Source organism: Solibacillus sp. FSL W7-1472 (assembly GCF_037969775.1).
In the GTDB taxonomy this organism is placed as follows: Bacteria; Bacillota; Bacilli; order Bacillales_A; family Planococcaceae; genus Solibacillus; species Solibacillus silvestris.
The window spans coordinates 1,197,818-1,216,968 of the sequence record NZ_CP150208.1 but is presented as its reverse complement, the minus strand read 5'-3'; the positions used below and the strand labels follow the sequence as shown (position 1 = coordinate 1,216,968).

The following is a 19,151-nucleotide window of genomic DNA, read 5'->3' as shown; positions in this document are numbered from 1 at the left end:
TATTCATGACATTTACGTACGAAAACTTTGCAAAAGACGGGACACTCACATTACTTGACCCCCTGTTCACCCTATTGCTGATTTTCTCAGCGTTGTTCATTATCGTGCTGCTGGGCTTTAGTATCAATCCTAAGATCATGTTATTTATTGGTGCACTCATTATTTTATTAAGTGCACAATTGCAGTCGATTGCAGGAATTTTGGCAGATGAACTAAATTTAGCAAGTTCTTCGAAAAACTTTTACATTTTTATCGCAATCGTTGTGATTCAGTTAGGATTAATCGTGTTTGCGTTTGTGAAGGATAAAAAGAAGAAATAGTAGCGAATGGCTGAAGCTGCCCTGAAGGTTAGTTGATAACTTTTGGGGCGGTTTTTTTGGGGGTGGCAGGGGCTTTAAGGAGGGATTGAGGTTAGTATAAAAAATGGACACGTCTTAAGAGACACTTTAAGATTAAGATATCTAAAAAAGGACGTGGAACCGATGAAAGAAAAACAAACTCGTAAGCGATTAGACGCACAAACAAAAGAATACATTTTAAAGTCTGTTTTAGAAGATGGCGCAAAAGTTTCAGATCTGGCATTTAAGTTTGAAATTGGGTCTTCAACGATCCATAAATGGATTAAAGATTATCGTGAATCGAAAAATCAGGATGTCACACGATACTTTACTTCTAGCGAAGTAGATAAGTTGCAGGCAGCGTTTGATAAGAAGTTACGTGATTTGGAAGAAGAGAATGAAATTCTAAAAAAGGCTATGCACATCTTCGCGAAAAACCCCGAGTGATTTATGCATTCATTGAAAAGCATAAAAACGACTTTGGCATTGCGATGATGTGTAAAGTATTGATGGTTTCAAAAAGCGGTTATTATGATTGGCGTAAAAAACAGATACAGCCCTTATCGGAAAAAGAAGTACGTGATACAGAAATTGCCCATCAGATTCATCGATCGTATGCGAGGAGTTTTGGTACATACGGTAGCCCTCGAATTGCGCAAGACTTAGCGAGTTTAGGTTATGTCTGTTCGCAAAAGAAAATTGCGAATATGATGCGAAACCTTGGGTTAAGTGCCATAATCCCGAGAACTGTTCAACGAACAACGGATTCCAATCACCATCAATTTATTTATCCGAATCTAGTCAAACGTCAATTTCAAGTAAAAGAGAAAAATAAAGTATGGGTCGCAGATATAACTTATATCCGAACACTGGAGGGGTGGGTGTATCTTGCGTCAATCATGGATTTATATTCTCGTAAAATCGTCGGCTGGGCCATCGCAGATCATATGGAAGAAACATTAGTAGATCAAGCCTTGAAGCATGCTTTAGCAGTTCGAAAACCCGAGAAGGGATTAGTTCATCATTCAGATCGAGGCGCACAATATTGTGCCACAAGCTATACAAGCACTTTAAAAGAACATGGGATTAAAATTAGCATGAGTCGTAAAGGAGATCCCTATGACAATGCGTGTATTGAATCCTTCCACGCCACAATCAAAAAAGAATGGATCTATCGTCACCGTTTCGAATCCAAAAAAGAAGCACGAAAGAGCGTGGAGTCATATATCGTAAACTTTTACAATGAACGACGACGTCATTCAACAATCGGTTATTTATCACCAAACCAATTTGAGAGAAATCAACAGGAGTCAGTTTGTCAAAATGTCTCATAAAGTTCTCTTACAGGGTTTTCATCCCTCCATGCCCAGGTCTGGGCATGGAGGGATGAAAAGCAGAGCAACCGAAGGGCGGTAGCAAAAAAAGTCTCTTAACGTTTGTCCGAAATATTGACGGAAGACCAGATAGAGTACTCCTTTCGTTGATTTATTAGAACTTTTTTCGGTTTATTAGAAGATGGGAGTGATATATTAGAACTTCTGATGGCTTTATTAGAAAATCGGGTGTTTTTGGCCTTAGAACTGGTTTTTATAGGGTTTCGGGGGAGCTATGGAATGCCCCGGCATTGTTATATTAGAACTTTTTTCGGTTTATTAGAAAATCGGATACACTTATTAGAAAAACCGCATCATATATTTGAAAATCGCCCATATATTAGAACTTTTTCGGTTTTATTAGAACTTCCAGCATGGATATTAGAACTTTCGGCGTTTTATTAGCGTCCGTAGTATTAATGAATACTTCAGCTAAAAAAAGCCCACGCCCCGCTTCCTTGCAAAGCGTTCGTGAGCCCCAGACCATATTATTTCAAATCATTCAATATAGTAAACAGTGCATGTTTCGCATCGATTAACTGTTCATGTGCATGTCCCTGCTGTTCCGCATTTTCCGCTTCATAAAATGATGATAATGCCTCATCGATTTGTTTATAGGAATCAAATAGGTTTAAATCATCCACTTTTTTATTACCGAAAATATCAATGAACATGCTTAGCTGATATTGAAAGTTTTTTTCATACATCGTCAACACATTCTTGTTGTCATCGATCTGCACTTCATCGTTCAAAATATACGTCTGAAAATCGACCAGATCTATATACGCTTTTTCCAGTTCTACTGCATATTGGGCCTCTTTAACATTCCCTTTATTCCAGTCCAGAATCTGAATAAAAATGAGTAAAAATAGAATGATTGTTAAGTAGATCGAAATACCTTTCCAAGATAAAAACTTCATGCTTTTTCCTCCATCTGCCGGTCCTTATTTAATTGAAAAGATATTCTTTCAAATTTTCCAATGTTGTGTCGATGCCTGAACGCAGCGATGTTTGATCTTCGCGGCATGTCTCGATTGCCTTTTCAATGGCAATCAAAGCATTTTCCAAAAACGGCTCGGCATTCAAATCTTTGTAAAGCTGTGTTAACACGAGCGCCTTATTCCAGTACCATCTTGCATTTGCGGGATCTAGCTCGATCGCCCGCTCAATATAGACCATCACATCAAACGGCGACCAGTTAAAACGGTTCATCGTCTGTCCAGCTATCCCGTAATACAACGCCTTGTTCGGATGATGCTTCACCGCTTCCATAAAGCAGTGCACACTTTCATCATAATGGTGCGCCATTAAAAAAAGATGCCCCTGTACATAAAACGACTGCGCTTTCCGTTCCGCATCGGCTGTTCGTGCATCATCTTCAAGCTGTTTGACTTTTGCTGAAAACTGCTGTTCATCCTTGATTGCCCGCAATTGCTCAAGCTCATCATTTTCAGGATAGCTTTCATTCGCACGTTCGACACTTTGCGAAATCTGTACGGTCGGTTTCGGAAATTTTTCATACTCGTATTTTTCGAAGACTTTTAAAAATTGAGTTGCCTGTTCATTTTCGCCGCTGTGTGATTGGCGTTTCGCTTCTTCATAGCATTTCAAAAACTGCCCGTCATAAAAATACTGCTCCATGTTCGACATTTAAAACACCCTTCTGTTTTTCATTCACTATTTGTGAATGCATCGATAATATGTATTTCATTCAAAAGTATGTATAGTAATAAAGGTGTCCTAACGAAAACATTAGGACACCCCTTTGAACTATTTTGAGATTGTGCCTGCTACTTCGGCAATCACGATTTGTGAACCTAGCATTGGTGACTCACCTTGGTGGTGGCCGCCGCCTTCACCTTCAGATGGACGTTTATGAGATTGTTTGAATGCATCACTTTCACGCCATACAGCAAAGTTTTCTTTTGAATCCCAGTACATAACAACGCTCATTTCATCATATTCTTCAAATTGCGTTGAAACTAATACTTCTACTTTTTGGAAACCTTCAAATTCCTGTAATGGACCTGGTTGTACAAATTGTGGGGCCATTTTTTCGGCAAAACCTTTTTTTACTTGGATACGGTTTGTTACAGTAATCATGATTACCAACTCCTATAATTTAGCGTTAACTGCTTATATATTTATTTAAGCACTTTCAGAACTGTTGCGCAATTATTCACGCTATAATAAGGAAAATCAAATATTAAGGAAGTTATCTCAATGAAATTTACTATTATTGCGACGAGCGATATTCATGGACATACAGAACGTTTTTCACAGCTTGCGCAAATGATTGCTGCTAGACAGCCCGCGCTGTTAATCGATAATGGCGATTTTTTGCAGGGCAGTCATTTAAGCTATTATTATGATTATATTGTCGAAAAACAGCACCCGCAAATCGAACTTGCGAACAAACTCGGCTATGATGTCGCAGTTTTCGGGAATCATGAATTCAACTATTCTTCCGAAAAAATACAATCGATCCGTGATGCATGCAGTTTTCCTTGGATTGCCGCAAATATCCCGGGGTTTGCCAAACCATATGTTATTAAGGAAATAAACGGGCTACGTATTGCTGTCATAGGGATCACAACTCATTTCACAAAAAACTGGGATGAATGTGAATCGACAAAGCATCTGCACTTCGAAAACGCATTTGAATGTGCGAAAAAAAACGTTAAGCACGTCCGCGAAATTGAACAAGCACAGCTTGTCATTTTAAGCTATCACGGCGGTTTTGAACGTGATCTTCATAGCGGTCACCTAATAGATCTGGAACAAGGCGAAAATGAAGGCTATCGTATGCTTCAAGAAATAGAAGGCATTGATCTATTTATTACAGGACATCAGCATTTGGAAATTGCCACAGTACAAAATGGTGTCGGTGTTGTTCAACCTGGAGCAAATGCACATTGCTTTGCGCAAATCGATGTCACTGTGGAAGATGGTACATTTTCCTTTGAACCATCTATCGTCCAAGTTGATTCCACATTAAAAATACAGTCTTTTCCCCAATTTGATGCCTGGAAAAAGCAACAAATCGGAACAGCGGATAAAGCGCTGACCTATGCAGACTTTTTTACGCCCCGAACAAAAATGACCGCATATACACAAATGCTACATGATATGCAGCTTCACTACACCGGTGCCCAAATTTCTGTTATTGAACTGCCCTACCATTCACAAGGGGGCTTACCTCAGAGAATAACCCGTGAAGATGTTTTACATAACCTCCCCCGGGCAAACCGACTGCTCGTCATCCAAATGACAGGCGCTGAAATCCGCCGGGCGATTGAACAAAGTGCAGCCGTCTTTGCGCTAAATGATCAAGGGGAAATCGATTTTAGTATGGCTGTGTACTATCCGGAGCCTCAGCCGTATATTTACGATCTGTGGGGCGGCATTGATTATACAATTGATTTACGCCAACAAACAGGTCAACGCGTCACAAAGCTGACTTTTGAAGGAAATCCCATTCAGGATAATGAGATCTTTGAAGTTGCCGTCAATAGTTACCGTGCTACAGGGGCGCACCAGTTGCCGATGTTTCAAAAACAGCCTATTCGAGAAGCGGATAAATTCATTCCCGATTTAATGATGGATTACATAGAACAAACCAGTCCGCTAACGACTCAGATTAAAAATGAGTTCCAAATGAAGTAAATGATCTGCGCATTATGTATGTCAATCACTTAAATTGGCATACATTTTTTATTTTTCGAAAAAATTGAAACTTTTTCCCAATTCATCCGTAAATTTATATAAATAGCATGAAGGAGGTGGCAACTTGTTTGGTTATTCCATTGAAACCATTTATTTATTCATCTTAATCGTTATCGGGTGTTGCACTATTCTTTACTTATTTTTTGCAGATATTGCAGATGTGTCCATCGATGGAACGCCATTTTTTGACCCAGCTGTAATCCTATCGTTTATTACATTCACTTCGGCTGCGGGTTACTTGCTGGAACAGTTTACAGGATTAACAAGTTTCATCATATTCATCATTGCTCTTTTAATTGCAAGTTTATTGACAGCGCTTCTCTATTTTTTCCTGCTCGTTCCTTTACGTTCAGCGGAAGTGTCCCTTGCCTATACAGATGAATCGCTTGAAGGTCAGACAGGAAAAGTGATTGTTCCCGTTCCTCTTGATGGTTTCGGGGAAATGGTGATTGAAACGGCAAACGGCATTATATCAAAGCGTGCAGCAAGTTATCATAAAGTAGAGATACCGTATGACACACAGGTTTTAATTATTGAGATGCGTGATGGTACAGCAATGGTCGCGATTTATGAGAAAGAAGAAATTCATTTTTAGAAACAGGGAGGAATTTTTATGTCAGGTTTAGCAGGTATATCTGGAATTTTAATAGCAGTTGGGGTAGTCGTATTTCTAATTGTCGCTCTTGTAGCCGTCTATATTATGAAATATCGCACAGCTGGTCCGGATGAAGCATTAATCGTAACAGGTAGTTATTTAGGCAGCAAAAATGTACATACCGACGATTCAGGAAATCGTATTAAAATTATCCGCGGTGGTGGTACATTTGTATTCCCGGTTTTCCAGCAGGCAAAACCATTAAGTCTACTTTCAAGTAAATTAGAAGTAACGACTCCGGAAGTTTATACAGAACAAGGCGTTCCTGTAATGGCAGATGGAACAGCAATCATTAAAATAGGTGGCTCAATTTCGGAAATTGCAACAGCGGCCGAGCAATTTTTAGGAAAAGATAAACAGGAACGCGAAAGTGAAGCACGCGAAGTACTGGAAGGTCACTTACGTTCGATTTTAGGTTCGATGACGGTAGAAGAAATCTATAAAAACCGTGATAAATTCTCGCAGGAAGTACAACGTGTCGCATCCCAGGATTTAGCGAAAATGGGCTTGATCATTGTATCATTTACAATTAAAGATGTGCGCGATAAAAACGGCTATTTGGACTCTCTAGGTAAACCACGAATCGCTCAAGTGAAACGTGATGCCGATATCGCAACTGCTGAAGCAGATAAAGAAACACGTATTAAACGTGCTCAAGCAGCTCAGGAAGCGCAACAGGCCGAATTAGAGCGCGCTACTGAGATTGCAGAAGCCGAGAAAAATAATCAGTTAAAAGTGGCAGAATACCGCCGCGAGCAGGACATTGCAAAAGCCCGTGCCGATCAGGCGTACGAATTGGAATCTGCACGTGCTAAACAGGAAGTAACGGAACAGGAAATGCAAGTACGAATTATTGAGCGTCAAAAGCAAATCGAATTAGAAGAAAAAGAAATTCTGCGTCGCGAAAAGCAATACGATTCAGAAGTGAAGAAAAAGGCAGATGCTGATCGTTATGCGATCGAACAAAATGCCGAAGCACAAAAACGTAAAGAGCTTGCGCAGGCAGATGCGGAGAAATACCGTATTGAAGCACAGGCACAAGCTGAAGCAGAGCGCATTCGTTTAGATGGTCTTGCGAAAGCAGATGCAGAGCGTGCACAAGGTACGGCTGAAGCAGAAATTATCCGTCTACGTGGTCTTGCGGAAGCGGAAGCGAAAGAGAAAATTGCGGAAGCGTTTGAACAGTACGGTCAGGCAGCTGTCCTTGATATGATTGTTAAAATGTTACCAGAATACGCAAAACAAGTTGCTAGTCCACTTTCGAATATCGACAAGATTACAGTTGTTGATACAGGAGGCGGTACAAACGGCGGTGCTGGTAAAGTGACGGGCTATGCGACGGATTTAATGGCTGGCTTGCAGGAAACATTAAAAGCATCTTCCGGTATTGATGTAAAAGAACTAATCGAAACATACGTCGGAAAAAATGCATTTGAAAAATCGGCAATAATTCCTCGCGAAGACTTCTCAAGAGTTGAAGAAGTACTTGAAAAATAAGGTGTTCAATAAAAAATACAGCATTCTTCCATAAAGGAAAATGCTGTATTTTCTTTTATTAAATTTTAACCGTCCAGCCAAATGTATCTGCAACTTTACCGTACTGGATGCCTGTTAATGTATCGTAAAGCATTTGTGTTACTTCACCGATTTGGCCATTGTTGACAGAAATGACATCATCCATCCATTTCAGCTCCCCTACCGGCGAAATTACAGCGGCAGTTCCTGTACCGAACGCCTCTTCCAATGTGCCGTTTTTAGCAGCTTCCACAACTTCTTCAAAGGCAATTGCTCGCTCTTCAATCGGGATATTTTTTGATTTTAATACTTCAATCATCGAATCGCGTGTAATCCCTGGTAAAATACTGCCGTTTAATGCAGGCGTAATTACTTTTCCTGAAATTTTAAAGAAGATGTTCATACTGCCGACTTCTTCTACGTATTTATTTTCTTTCCCGTCCAGCCATAATGTTTGAGAATAGCCTTGTTGTGCAGCAATTTCTGACCCTTTTAAGCTCGAAGCATAGTTGCCGGCAGTTTTCGCTTCACCTGTACCGCCAACTACGGCACGCACGTATTGCTGTTCGACTAAAATTTTGACTGGATTAATGCCTTCTTTATAATAAGAGCCAACCGGTGACATAATAATCATAAATTTATAGCTTTTCGCAGGATTTACACCTAAATAGCTCTCTGTTGCAATAATAAATGGTCGAATATAAAGAGAAGTACCTGGTGATGTCGGAACCCACTCACGGTCTACTCGAATTAACTCTTTTAATGCTTCTAATGCAAAATCCTCGTCAATCGGTGGAATGCAAAGACGTGCATTAGAAGTATTTAAACGTTGGAAGTTTCGGTCCGGGCGAAATAACTGGACTTCCCCATCTTCTGTCATATATGCTTTTAAACCTTCAAATACCGCTTGTCCATAGTGGAATACCATCGCAGCAGGACTTAATGTAATCGGAGCATATGGTGTAATTGTCGCATTATGCCATCCTTTTCCATCTTCATAATCCATAACAAACATATGGTCAGTAAAAATCTTACCAAAACCAAGCTGTTCTGCAGGTGTTTTTTCTTTTCTATTTGTTGATAACTCAGTTGTAATTTGGTATGTTGTCATAATCTCATGCTCCTTAACTAATTTTAAGTTGATACACTATATCATACCATGTTATTTTTAGAAAATTTAGTATTTTTTAATTTCCGTCAAAAAATATTTTATTCTAGCAGTTTTATTAGTTTTCGAGCAAATTTCTACCCAATCACTCTTTTGCTTTTATAAGTTTTCTAACAGGTGCTGTTATACTATGTAAGAACGTTTCTTCATGTTCGTTTTTCACAGCAGCCAAAACCGCACATGATGGACCTGCCGAACTGGTTAAATTGACATCGGTTGTATAACTTTCCCCGGCAAAACGTGTAATTTCTGCCCCAACCCCTTTAGAACCTGTTGGCCATATTGCTTGGATGATGCCATTGATCAGTCCTTCATACACCTCATTTAACTGTGCAATTTTATGTGGATTTTCTATCACATCATTTCCAACAAGCGGTTCGCCGATAACATAAAACTCACAACGATTCGTATTCCGTTCGAATTGTTTTTTTCCAAGCATCGTAAGAGAGACCGCCGACTGAAGCGACTGAAAATTCGTTTCACTCGAGCCCATTAAAGGAGGCATTTCCAACCCCATTTCGGAAAATGCTCTTTTAAACCCTTGCTCATACTCTGACCATACATCATCGCCCGAGAAATTGGCCATTAATAATTGAACCGGGATGGCACCCGCGCATAGTTGCTCTAAAATAGCAGTACGTGCTGTAAAATAGGCGGTCACTTCATTTGGTACCTGTACAATATCGTGCTCTTTTGTGCCGATACAACCCGAATTATCAATCGAAACGACTAACCCGTTTACTTCTATCGAGTTTCTCATACATTAACCCCTACTCGCTGTACGACTGTTTTCAATACAGGCATGACAAGTATTGCGATAAGGCAGTTTACAGCTGTCGCAATTGTTAATGAGGCAATCGAGCCGATGTAAAATGCCGTAGAAATAAGAAAATAAAATGGAATCGGTGCAATAATACCATTTGCGATAATGACAAATATCCATTTTAAAATATGAAGGCCTTTTTGATGCATAACTGCAAAGATCGCAACAATCACAAACATTTCCGCCGCAATTAAAAGATGTAAAATGCCTAGCGGGAAACCGGATGTAAATCCTGTCGCGACATGCCCGAGTGCTCCTGCCGCGCCTGCAAAGACTGGCGGTAGAAAGATTGCACTAATTAAAGCCGGAGCAGAATCGAGTGCAGCTGATGCCACGACCCCTACCGGCACTTTAATAAAACTGCCAATCACACAAATAGCCGCAATTAATGCTGTTAAAATAATTAAACGTAATTTAGTTTTGTTCATGAGAATCTCCTTTTAAAATTTGTGGTATGCCATACCATACACGAATGACCGTCTGTGCTTCATTGCAAAGCTTCTGGTATAGCCGACCGCAAGTATCTCTTAATTGCCGTGCTTCTTTTTCAAGCGGGACAACACCGCGGCTCGTATCTGTAAAAATACAGATCAGTTCTGCCTGTTCAGCAATTTGCATAATCTGTCCGAAAATTTGCTGTGCTACCTTTTCTTCGGATTCATGAAGATACGGTAAAATCATCTGTTCAAAATTGCTTACGATGTAACGCTCGTTTTCTTTTATTTCTTCCGGTTGTGGTAAGTATCCTTCATAAATAATCAGTTCTTTTGCCGGTAACTGCGCGATCACTTTTTCTGCATATTTTCGTTTACCGTTATGTGCGCCTCCGAGTATAACGTACATCTCGCACCTCCTATGAGTTCCTCTATCGTATTCCAGCCAAGTGTATAAATCGTTCGATGATTGGCCACTGTTTGCTGAAAGAATTTCGCTTTCACCCCGTAAACGGCAAGTAATAACCGAATCACTCCTCCGTGTACGATCAGCGTATATTCTTTCTTTTCATTTACAATTTCACGAAAGCCTTTCAATACACGCTGCTTGAACTGGAAAAAGGTTTCACCGTTTGGAATCGGATGATTAATCGGGTCATCAATCCAAGCCCGGTATATTCCATTATGCTGCAATTGTTCATATGTACACATTTCAAAGTCCCCAAAATGCAGCTCACGCAAGTTTCGGGAAGCGATAAATTCGGCATTCGGAAAATAACATTGTGAAGTTTCACGGCATCTCCGTAAATCGCTCCCATAAACGATACCTGGCTGTAGATCGATCTTGGCTTCCACTTTTTTCAGTATCGGCTCATCTGTCCAGCCAATATATTTCCGTTCTGTATTTGCTTTCGTTTTTTCGTGCCTGATTAAATGCACAGTAATATCGTGAGCCATAGGACAACCTCCAATCCTTCACCGAGCGCACCGAGCAAATCGCCTGTTACACCGCCGAAATGTTTCCTTGACCAATTCCGGTAAAAAACAACGGCTACCAGCATCACGACAACTAAAATAAATAAGCTGAGTGCGCCAATGTAAAACCAGCTTACAAATGCTAGAATACTTTGAAAAACAATTAAAAAAACAAGCTTATTTCGAATGACAATCCCTTTAAAATAAGCAGCGAGCCCCTTTTCTTTTGCCGGCTGCATCGTTACAAAATAGAGCAGCATCCCCATTCGCGCTATAAAAGGAATAAAGATTAAATATGGCACAATCGCCAATTGCCCATACGTCAACATTTCATAAATAACGCCGATTTTTAATACAAGTAAACCAAAAACACTAAGTACCCCAAATGCGCCTGTTCGCGGATCATCTAATATCTCCAGCCGTTTCTCTTTTTCTCCATAGGAAAAGAACGCATCGCTCATATCGATCCAGCCGTCTAAATGCAGTCCACCTGTCAGAACGATGAATCCGATCACAATCAAAATCGCCAACAGCAACTCTGAAACCTCACTATAGCGAGATAGTATAAATACACCACTACTAATGATGGACCCGATAAGTAAACCGACAATCGGTAAAAATCCATACATCCATGTAACAGACTTGGCATTCATATCCAGCTGTTTTTTTATCGGCACTGCCGAAAAAAATTGCCAAGCTAACAAAAAACCGCTCAAACTATTTTTCAACTTGGTTCCTCCTTACTTCCAACGCTGTACAAGCTGAAATTGTACTTCATATGCTTCATCACTATTTTGGACAATCCATTGATGAAGCTCACCTAACAATTTGCGATACAAATTTACCTCATCATACTGTGATGGCAGTTCATCCAGCACTTCATTTGATACAACTATTATTGTAGCACCTTGCTTCCGCCATGTTAGCAATTGCTTTTGCAGTGATTCGATACAATTATCGATGTACTCGCTATTTTCATTTTTTTGTTCATATGTATACAGTACATTCGAAAGCCATGTTGTCACACATTCAAAAAGCACAACATCATTATTTGAAAGCTGCTCGATCGTAAAAGGAATCTGTACTTGCATTTCCACTGTGTTCCAATGGGCGTTCTGATTTTCGCGGTCTTGCTGATGGCGGATAATTCGTTTTTCCATTTCCTCATCAAAGGATACACCTGTCGCGACATAGTAGAGCGTCTTTTCTTCACCTAACTGCCTAGCAAATTTTTCTGCAAAAGCACTTTTGCCGCTGCGCACACCACCGGTTATAAAAATCAATCGTATCCCCCCTTATATTTATCAATTACGCCGAGGCGTAATTGCGTCCGTATTCGGCTTTGCGCTGAAGCGCAAAGAATTCATCGCCGAAGTCGTGACATCCGCCGGAAGCCAATTAATTTCATTCAGCGATATCCGCTGAATGAAGTTAATTGAAAAAGACATGCCTAAACTTAGGCATGTCCTTCTATTCTATACTTATTTAAATAGTTCCGGGTATACTGATTGTGCCATAATTTCAACGGCTTCACCAATACGCGGTCCAGGACGGGACATAATATCTCCATCGACCAGATAAACTGCCTTTTCTGAAACTGCCTGTATTTTATCCCAACCTGTGCGTCCTAGAATCTCGTCAACTGCATTTTCCATATAGGTTGCCGGTGTAATAATAATTTCAGGATTACGAGTAATGACATCTTCTTCCGTCACACTAATCCAGCTCGTCTGATCAGCAAAAATATTTTCAACATTGGCGTGATCCATTATTTCCTGCTGGAACGTACTGCTGCCGGTAGTCCAAAGATCCGGAGCTGGCGAAACTTCATAATATGCTTTTTTCTTCGTATCAATTGTCGCTGTTTTTTCTTGTACTGTTTTGATTTGTGCTTTAATGTCGGCTACAATTTCTTCGCCTTTTTCTTTTACATCCATTACTTCGGACAGTTGGATAATATCCGTATAAACATCATCAAATGTCGCAGCCGAAGCAATTACAAATACTTTCAAACCTGCATCTTCCAATTGGGCAATTTGTGCTTCCTCCCCAATTGTATAGGCAACTACGACATCCGGATCCAATTCCAGAATTCGCTCTGCATCGATGACAGTAGAAGTCGACACACGTTCAATTTTTTGTGCGGCTTCCGGATATGTATCATATTCTGTTGCCCCGATAATTTGTTCACCGACACCCAGCTCAAACAAAATTTCTGTATTGCTAGGCTGCAGGGAAATAATCGTTTCCGGTACTTCATCGAATGTTACTTCAACACCACGATCATCAACAACTGTATACGGTACACCTTCACTTTTCGAACCGGCCTGCTCTTCTTTTTTCACATCATTTTCAGACTTTTCATCATTTGATCCGCATGCTGCTAATAAGAATGTTGCCGCTAAAGCAACGATCCATTTGTTCTTAAATTTCATTTGTTGTAACCCCTTTTTTCTTTTTCGTCGGATAAGATTTTGAGATAAATGGAATTTCCTCTTGTTGATGCTGCTGATTCATATAGACCGCCATGACAAAAAACACATTGGCAAGCAGCCCGAGAAAATCAAACAAAATTTCATCCACTTCTCTTTCCTCGCTCACTTTATGTAATGCCCTGTAAGACTTTTTCGCCTCACTGCGGCAAATATGCAGTCTTGCTGCACTTTCGATTCCTTGTGGCAGTACAAACTGCTGAATCGCTTCTCCAACTTCACTTACATAAAAATCGTATCGATCGCTTAGCCATTGCAAATCCTCAAATGTAATGGCTAATTTACCTCTTACCGAACCATTGACATGATAAGCTAACGGTTGGATTCTCCTCAAATCTTCCAAAACGAGCTGACCGGAAGCATCATCAACTAACGTCGGAAAGACTGTACCGATTCGCGTTGTTAAAGAATCGGTGCGGATTTCATAGTCGACGCAGCATGATTTTTCCCTCATAAACGGATAACAGGAAAAACGGATATCCTTTTTCATAAAATTCTCCTCACTTCAAGTAGTGCCTCACGAAATTACGAGTGTACGAAAAAAAGCCACCCAAGAAAATGGATGGCTTCAAAAATCAAAAAAGAGTGCTGCAAAAGGATGCTCATTCGATCAGTGACTGCCGTACATTCTCTTTAATTCCGAAGAGGGATGTTACGATAAGAAAAAGATTGGTCTCCTGGCTCTGCGTTTCACTTTACTCATAAGTACCTTCCCGCTATATTAGCAGTGGTCTCACACTTATTTTCATCAACGCTTACAGTTACGGAAATAGCTTCGGATTTACACCGAATTCCCATTTATGCATAATGCATCTTTTTCCTGCAAATTTATTCAATTTGTCTTAATCACTTTAGCATATTAACAGAAATATGCAATGGAAATTTACAAACAATCCGGACATTTGCCATAAATCTCAAATTTGTGTGCTTCTACAGCATAACCCGGCAGCTTTTCACCGAGCATTTCCATCGGGCAAACAGACAGTTCCTTTACATTCCCGCAATCACGGCAAATAAAATGGTGGTGATGATGATCCGACTCACAATGCATACGGAAGTTACGCTCACCGTTTAATTCTGTTTCTTCTAGAATATCAAGCTCCACGAAAGTAGCGAGGTTACGGTAAATTGTATCGAAACTCATCCCAGGGAAATCTTTTTTCAATACTGATAACAAATCACGGGCAGTCAAATATTTGTCTGTAGCTGCAAACATACCCAAAATCAACTCTCGTTTATCCGTCTTTTTATAGCCATTATCCTTTAATATTTCCCACGCGCGCGCTGCATTCACAGTATCTCTTCCCCTTCCGATTTAATTGTGAATTTCAAAACAAGCTTTTTGATTAAAATTACTAATAGCAAGATCAAAATAGATGTGACAACAATTGTTCCACCCGGTGCCAAGTTCAGGTAAAATGCAGAAATGAGTCCGATTACTACTGCCAGCTCTCCAAATACAATCGCTAAAATAATCGCCTCTTTAAAACCGCGAGCTAAACGCATCGCTGCAGCTACCGGCAATGTCATTAAGCTTGAAACAAGCAAAATCCCGACAATACGCATACTTGCTGCGATAACGAGTGCGACAACGATCATGAACAATAAATGAATCCATTTCGCAGGTAAACCGCTCGCTTTCGCATATTCCTCATCGAATGACAATACGAAAAGCTCTTTAAAAAATAAAACTAAAAATAATACAACTACGACTGCAATTGCCAGCACAACATATAGATCCTGACGTGATACAGCCGATACAGAGCCAAATAAATAGCTCATTAAATCGGTATTAAATCCGCTTGCAAGTGATATTAAAATGGCACTCACACCGATTCCGCCCGACATAATAATTGGTATTGCAAGTTCTTCATAATGTTTATATAGTCGGCGTAATCGTTCAATTAAGATCGAACCACTTACAGATGCGATAATCCCTAAATAAATCGGATTCAGCAAAGCCAGCGCTGCAAACGATTGGCTCAAGTACAGGCTCCCGGCAATCCCCGCCAGTGTTACATGCGACAGTGCATCCGCAATTAGCGATAAACGTCTTACTACGATAAATACACCAAGCAATGGTGCAATTACTCCAATAACAAGCCCTGAGAAAAAGGCATTTTGCAAAAATTCATAGTTTAATATAGCTTCTATCATAACGGCCTGCTCCTCTTAGTGAATCTTTCGAACAGAGTGGCCGTTCCAGCTAGCAATCTGTTCTTCCGAAATCGTATCAAAATCATTTTTGTACCCGTGGAAATGAATCGACTGATTTAAGCACGCTACATGACTGACACGATCCGAAACCGTGTCCACATCATGTGTAACTAAAATCATCGTCATATTGTGATGCTTATTTAAATGTGCGAGCATATCATAGAATGCCTGCACATTTTCTCGGTCAATTCCGACTGTCGGTTCATCCAAAATAAGAAGCTTCGGATCGGATACTAAAGCACGTGCAATGAACACACGCTGCTGCTGCCCGCCGGAAAGCTGTCCAATATTCCGTTTTAGAAATTTATCCATGCCGACATCTTTTAAAGCACTTTTCACTAAAATATCCGCATCTTTTGGATAGCGTTTAAACAGCCCTACCTTTTGCGATAAACCACTTTTCACGACTTCTTCGACCGTTGCAGGAAACCCCGAGTTAAAGGCATTGGATTTTTGAGAAACATAGCCAATCCATTCGCGGTGTTTAAAATGGCTTGCTTGTTCGCCAAATAATTTAATTTCCCCTGACATAGGCTTTAACAGTCCTAAAATCAATTTCAAAAGTGTCGATTTACCGGAGCCGTTTTGCCCAATTAATGCTAAAAAATCGCCTTCATTGACACGTAGTGAAATATTTTTCAATGCTTGTGTGTATTCATATTGAAAGGAAACATCCTTCAATTCTATCAATGGTTTTTTCATTTCGTTCGCTTCTTTCTAATTCAAAATCATTACGATTTACATCAAGTTAGTATAATGCAGTTTTTTGTTTATGTAAAGGGATTAAGGTTGAACTTCAATCAGTGGGGATTTTTTTCATCCCCCACTGAAAGTTAGTTTAACCAATCGGGCTTTTACGGGTAGTTGACCTCCCGCCTATCCTTTTCGATCTGATTAGGTTTAGAGGCGGGAGTCTTGGCTCTGCCGCTACGCTTTAGAGGCAGATGAATTATTACCCGTTAATGCGGGATAAACTTGAAAGGATGAAGATAATTCAAATGCTACAATGGCTTGATAACTTAAAAGGAATGAATGACAGGCAACTGCAGGATTTCGCCAAACAGCAGGGACTTGAATTGAGCATAGAAGAAGTTCAGAAGCTGCAAAAAATTCTGAAGCATGCCAATATCAGCTGGGCTCTTACCGGCGTTCCAAAAGAAGTTTTAAAAAAAATTCAGAAGCTGCTTGGGGATAGACGTTATAAAAAATTAATGAAGTTAGTCGGTTTGTAATTTAAACGGTTTTTCAGAACACATTTTTTTGTAATGCTCCGTAAATTATTTTCCAAACTTATAAAAACAAAAATCAGCCGCAACACGGCTGATTTTTTTGTCTTATTATTTTCCCATTACTTTAAATGCCTTATCCAGCATTCTTACCTACACATACATCGAGTGCCAGTTCAATGGCCGCTGTTAAATCACGCATTGACCAGCCCGGAATCCGGCCGTGTTCGATCGCCAGCTCGAATGATGCAGGTATATGAATAAATCCTGCAGCTCGGATTGCTTCATTCTTTGCAGCGTAGTACAAACCTTCATACATAATATTATTACATAAATATGTTCCGGCAGAATTGGATATTGCTGTCGGATAACCTGCAGAATTTAAACGGTGGACAATTTTACGGATCGGCAATGTCGACAAATACGCAACATCCCCATCTTCTTTGATCGGTGCATCCTCAAATGCATTCCCTGCATTGTCCTTTTCCCCATCTTTTACATTCAATGCAACACGTTCCGGAGAAATTTTCGTAATGCCCGCCGCTAAGCCTAATGAAACGATAATCGTCGGCTTTACTTCTTCGACCAGTGCCAAAAACTGTTCCGGTGCTTTTGCAAAATCGACAGACAATACATGGCCAACAATTTCATACTGACCGATTGATTTTCCGTTCAGTGCCTGTACCACTTCCATTGTAGGGTTGATCGGATTTGATAAAAACGGTTCAAATCCTGTTAAAAGTAATTTCTCCATCTGTCTTGCCCCTCTATAAGTTTTTTACAAGCGCTGCCATTGTACGGTCAATATATACATTTCCACTTGATTTATTTTCCAGTAGGATCGAGAAGATATATTGTTTTCCGCTTTGGCCTTTCATATAACCTGATAATGTATATACATTCGGGATATAGCCTGTTTTTGCATAAATTCTATTTTGCAAAGCACTGTTTGTTAAACGGCTTTTTAATGTACCGCCGACCATGCGATCTTTATTGCCGGCGACTGGCAACGAATCAAAAAATGTACCGAAATAAGATTCTTTTTGAACTTTGTACAATAACTGCGAAAGTCCGTTTGACGTTACACGGTTTGAATTGGACAATCCAGAACCATCTGCAAAACGCCAGTTGTTCACAGGAATATCCAATGAAGCACTGTACTTTTTCAGTAACGTGGCACCTTTGTTCGTACTGCCTTCACCTAGCTGCTGCTTACCCATTGCCTTTACAAGAATATCGGCAATACTGTTGTTGCTCAGTTTCATAAATGCCGGGAAAATGGCTGCCAACGTGCGTGATTCATTCGTGTAAAGCAATGTTGCCTTTTGCGGAACTTTTCCTAATTCCACTTTCGAACTCTTCACAAATTTTAAACCTGTCCCTTGCAGCGTCTGCTTAATTGCCTGCATTGTGTTTTTCGACGGGTCCTGCAATGTTACCCATTCCTTCTTACTGCTCCCTTGTGGCAGGTTTCCGGAAATGATAATACGGTTTGTATTGTAGGCACGCTTGATTGTGATTGTATTACGACTTCCTTTACTAACTGTTTTTGCTTGGTTGGAAATGACCATACCGCTTAAATTCGGTTCAATCGAATAGCTCGGTTTTGCTCCAACTTTACCAGGCTTTGCAGTAATAATGACTGTACTCGCATCAAAGTCATTGTTTTGTGACATCGTAATCGCAGCAGTACGCGCACCGAAGTAATACGTCTCATCCGACTTTAGAACACCCGGTGGCAATGTACTGCCGGTAAATGCTGTATCATCACCGATTAAATGACCATTGATTGTACGAATGCCAATGCGCTTCAATTCTTTTGCAAACTCTAAAAAGTCATCTTTTTTTAATGTCGGATCGCCACTGCCTTTTATGTAAACATTTCCATTTAATGTATCGTTGACAATAATTCCATCGATATATAAATTTGTTTTAAAACGATAGTCCTCGCCTAAAATCGACAATGCTGCAGCACCGGAAACTAATTTCATATTGGAAGCCGGTCGCATCAGTTTGTCCCCGTTTTGGGAATAGACGATTTTCCCGCTCTCTGCGTCACGAATCGTCACTGCTGCATTACTTTTCCCTAAATGTGTTGTAACCGCACCATTAATCGATGCGAAACTTTGAATAGGCAATGAAAAGAATAACGCTAACAAAATGACGAGCTGAAATATTTTTTTCATCAACTGATACCTCCTTTTGAATA

24 protein-coding genes and 1 riboswitch are annotated in these 19,151 nt (G+C 40.1%); of the genes, 7 read left to right on the top strand and 17 right to left on the bottom strand.

The genetic code is table 11. The features are described from left to right. Nucleotides 1-5: 5 nt before the first annotated feature. From MKY07_RS05835 to MKY07_RS05825, 3 genes are all read left to right on the top strand, one after another. On the top strand, nt 6-320 hold the full coding sequence (locus MKY07_RS05835; protein ID WP_008408046.1) for a hypothetical protein: 315 nt from the start codon (nt 6-8) through the stop codon (nt 318-320). 162 nt (nt 321-482) lie between these two features. Continuing rightward, entirely contained in the window at nt 483-785 is a 303-nt protein-coding gene (locus tag MKY07_RS05830; protein ID WP_014822792.1) for a transposase, read from the top strand. Continuing rightward, the gene (locus MKY07_RS05825; protein ID WP_339263328.1) at nt 782-1,672 is read left to right on the top strand and encodes an IS3 family transposase; all 891 of its coding nucleotides are present in this window, start codon (nt 782-784) and stop codon (nt 1,670-1,672) included. The genes MKY07_RS05830 and MKY07_RS05825 overlap by 4 nt, the downstream gene beginning before the upstream one ends. Before the next feature lie 527 nt (nt 1,673-2,199). Here the strand turns inward: MKY07_RS05825 and MKY07_RS05820 are convergent. The 3 genes from MKY07_RS05820 to MKY07_RS05810 form a co-directional block, all read right to left on the bottom strand. Next, on the bottom strand, nt 2,200-2,631 hold the full coding sequence (locus tag MKY07_RS05820; RefSeq protein ID WP_339264071.1) for an iron ABC transporter substrate-binding protein: 432 nt from the start codon (nt 2,629-2,631) through the stop codon (nt 2,200-2,202). Between the two features lie 28 nt (nt 2,632-2,659). Next, nucleotides 2,660-3,361, bottom strand: a complete 702-nt coding sequence (locus MKY07_RS05815; protein WP_339264070.1) for an O-linked GlcNAc transferase — start codon at nt 3,359-3,361, stop codon at nt 2,660-2,662. Nucleotides 3,362-3,481: 120 nt separating this feature from the next. Further along, complete coding sequence (locus MKY07_RS05810; protein WP_008408043.1) at nt 3,482-3,814, bottom strand: heme oxygenase; 333 nt, start codon at nt 3,812-3,814, stop codon at nt 3,482-3,484. A 120-nt stretch (nt 3,815-3,934) separates the two neighbouring features. Here MKY07_RS05810 and MKY07_RS05805 point away from each other — a divergent pair, with 120 nt between their 5' ends. From MKY07_RS05805 to MKY07_RS05795, 3 genes are all read left to right on the top strand, one after another. Then, on the top strand, nt 3,935-5,377 hold the full coding sequence (locus MKY07_RS05805; RefSeq protein WP_339264069.1) for a bifunctional UDP-sugar hydrolase/5'-nucleotidase: 1,443 nt from the start codon (nt 3,935-3,937) through the stop codon (nt 5,375-5,377). A 124-nt stretch (nt 5,378-5,501) separates the two neighbouring features. Then, a complete protein-coding gene (locus MKY07_RS05800) occupies nt 5,502-6,032 on the top strand; it encodes a hypothetical protein (protein ID WP_339264068.1) in 531 nt (176 codons plus the stop codon). 18 nt (nt 6,033-6,050) lie between these two features. Beyond that, on the top strand, nt 6,051-7,589 hold the full coding sequence (locus MKY07_RS05795; protein ID WP_014824381.1) for a flotillin family protein: 1,539 nt from the start codon (nt 6,051-6,053) through the stop codon (nt 7,587-7,589). A 58-nt stretch (nt 7,590-7,647) separates the two neighbouring features. Here MKY07_RS05795 and MKY07_RS05790 read toward each other — a convergent pair whose 3' ends face one another. The 12 genes from MKY07_RS05790 to MKY07_RS05735 form a co-directional block, all read right to left on the bottom strand. Continuing rightward, a complete protein-coding gene (locus MKY07_RS05790) occupies nt 7,648-8,718 on the bottom strand; it encodes a branched-chain amino acid aminotransferase (RefSeq protein ID WP_339264067.1) in 1,071 nt (356 codons plus the stop codon). Between the two features lie 142 nt (nt 8,719-8,860). Continuing rightward, nucleotides 8,861-9,535: a hypothetical protein gene (locus MKY07_RS05785; protein WP_065217001.1), complete on the bottom strand. Its 675-nt coding sequence runs from the start codon at nt 9,533-9,535 to the stop codon at nt 8,861-8,863. Next, on the bottom strand, nt 9,532-10,026 hold the full coding sequence (locus MKY07_RS05780) for an ECF transporter S component (protein WP_339264066.1): 495 nt from the start codon (nt 10,024-10,026) through the stop codon (nt 9,532-9,534). Before MKY07_RS05780 ends, MKY07_RS05785 begins: the two co-directional genes overlap by 4 nt. Next, nucleotides 10,013-10,441 (bottom strand): bifunctional adenosylcobinamide kinase/adenosylcobinamide-phosphate guanylyltransferase, encoded by a 429-nt coding sequence (locus MKY07_RS05775; protein ID WP_065217003.1) that lies wholly within the window; start codon nt 10,439-10,441, stop codon nt 10,013-10,015. Before MKY07_RS05775 ends, MKY07_RS05780 begins: the two co-directional genes overlap by 14 nt. Beyond that, nucleotides 10,384-10,989 (bottom strand): histidine phosphatase family protein, encoded by a 606-nt coding sequence (locus tag MKY07_RS05770; RefSeq protein WP_339264065.1) that lies wholly within the window; start codon nt 10,987-10,989, stop codon nt 10,384-10,386. The genes MKY07_RS05775 and MKY07_RS05770 overlap by 58 nt, the downstream gene beginning before the upstream one ends. After that, nucleotides 10,962-11,735: an adenosylcobinamide-GDP ribazoletransferase gene (gene cobS, locus MKY07_RS05765; RefSeq protein ID WP_339264064.1), complete on the bottom strand. Its 774-nt coding sequence runs from the start codon at nt 11,733-11,735 to the stop codon at nt 10,962-10,964. The genes MKY07_RS05770 and cobS overlap by 28 nt, the downstream gene beginning before the upstream one ends. A 12-nt stretch (nt 11,736-11,747) precedes the next feature. Beyond that, nucleotides 11,748-12,290 carry a bifunctional adenosylcobinamide kinase/adenosylcobinamide-phosphate guanylyltransferase gene (locus MKY07_RS05760; protein WP_339264063.1) on the bottom strand — a complete coding sequence of 181 codons (543 nt, stop codon included), beginning with the start codon at nt 12,288-12,290 and terminating at the stop codon, nt 11,748-11,750. 198 nt (nt 12,291-12,488) lie between these two features. Further along, nucleotides 12,489-13,442, bottom strand: a complete 954-nt coding sequence (locus tag MKY07_RS05755; RefSeq protein WP_339264062.1) for an ABC transporter substrate-binding protein — start codon at nt 13,440-13,442, stop codon at nt 12,489-12,491. Further along, the gene (locus tag MKY07_RS05750; RefSeq protein ID WP_339264061.1) at nt 13,432-13,989 is read right to left on the bottom strand and encodes a hypothetical protein; all 558 of its coding nucleotides are present in this window, start codon (nt 13,987-13,989) and stop codon (nt 13,432-13,434) included. The genes MKY07_RS05755 and MKY07_RS05750 overlap by 11 nt, the downstream gene beginning before the upstream one ends. A gap of 159 nt (nt 13,990-14,148) precedes the next feature. Further along, a riboswitch (cobalamin riboswitch) is annotated at nt 14,149-14,331 on the bottom strand. 51 nt (nt 14,332-14,382) lie between these two features. Then, on the bottom strand, nt 14,383-14,793 hold the full coding sequence (locus MKY07_RS05745; protein ID WP_014824390.1) for a Fur family transcriptional regulator: 411 nt from the start codon (nt 14,791-14,793) through the stop codon (nt 14,383-14,385). After that, nucleotides 14,790-15,656 (bottom strand): metal ABC transporter permease, encoded by an 867-nt coding sequence (locus MKY07_RS05740; RefSeq protein ID WP_008408024.1) that lies wholly within the window; start codon nt 15,654-15,656, stop codon nt 14,790-14,792. Before MKY07_RS05740 ends, MKY07_RS05745 begins: the two co-directional genes overlap by 4 nt. A gap of 15 nt (nt 15,657-15,671) precedes the next feature. After that, complete coding sequence (locus MKY07_RS05735) at nt 15,672-16,418, bottom strand: metal ABC transporter ATP-binding protein (RefSeq protein ID WP_008408022.1); 747 nt, start codon at nt 16,416-16,418, stop codon at nt 15,672-15,674. A gap of 296 nt (nt 16,419-16,714) precedes the next feature. On the opposite strand from MKY07_RS05735, the gene MKY07_RS05730 reads away from it, so the two are divergent. Then, entirely contained in the window at nt 16,715-16,948 is a 234-nt protein-coding gene (locus tag MKY07_RS05730; protein WP_008408021.1) for a hypothetical protein, read from the top strand. Between the two features lie 130 nt (nt 16,949-17,078). Here MKY07_RS05730 and MKY07_RS05725 read toward each other — a convergent pair whose 3' ends face one another. Then, on the bottom strand, nt 17,079-17,696 hold the full coding sequence (locus tag MKY07_RS05725; RefSeq protein ID WP_339264060.1) for a pyroglutamyl-peptidase I: 618 nt from the start codon (nt 17,694-17,696) through the stop codon (nt 17,079-17,081). A gap of 13 nt (nt 17,697-17,709) precedes the next feature. Next, on the bottom strand, nt 17,710-19,128 hold the full coding sequence (gene dacB / locus MKY07_RS05720; protein WP_339264059.1) for a D-alanyl-D-alanine carboxypeptidase/D-alanyl-D-alanine-endopeptidase: 1,419 nt from the start codon (nt 19,126-19,128) through the stop codon (nt 17,710-17,712). Between the last annotated feature and the right edge of the window lie 23 nt (nt 19,129-19,151).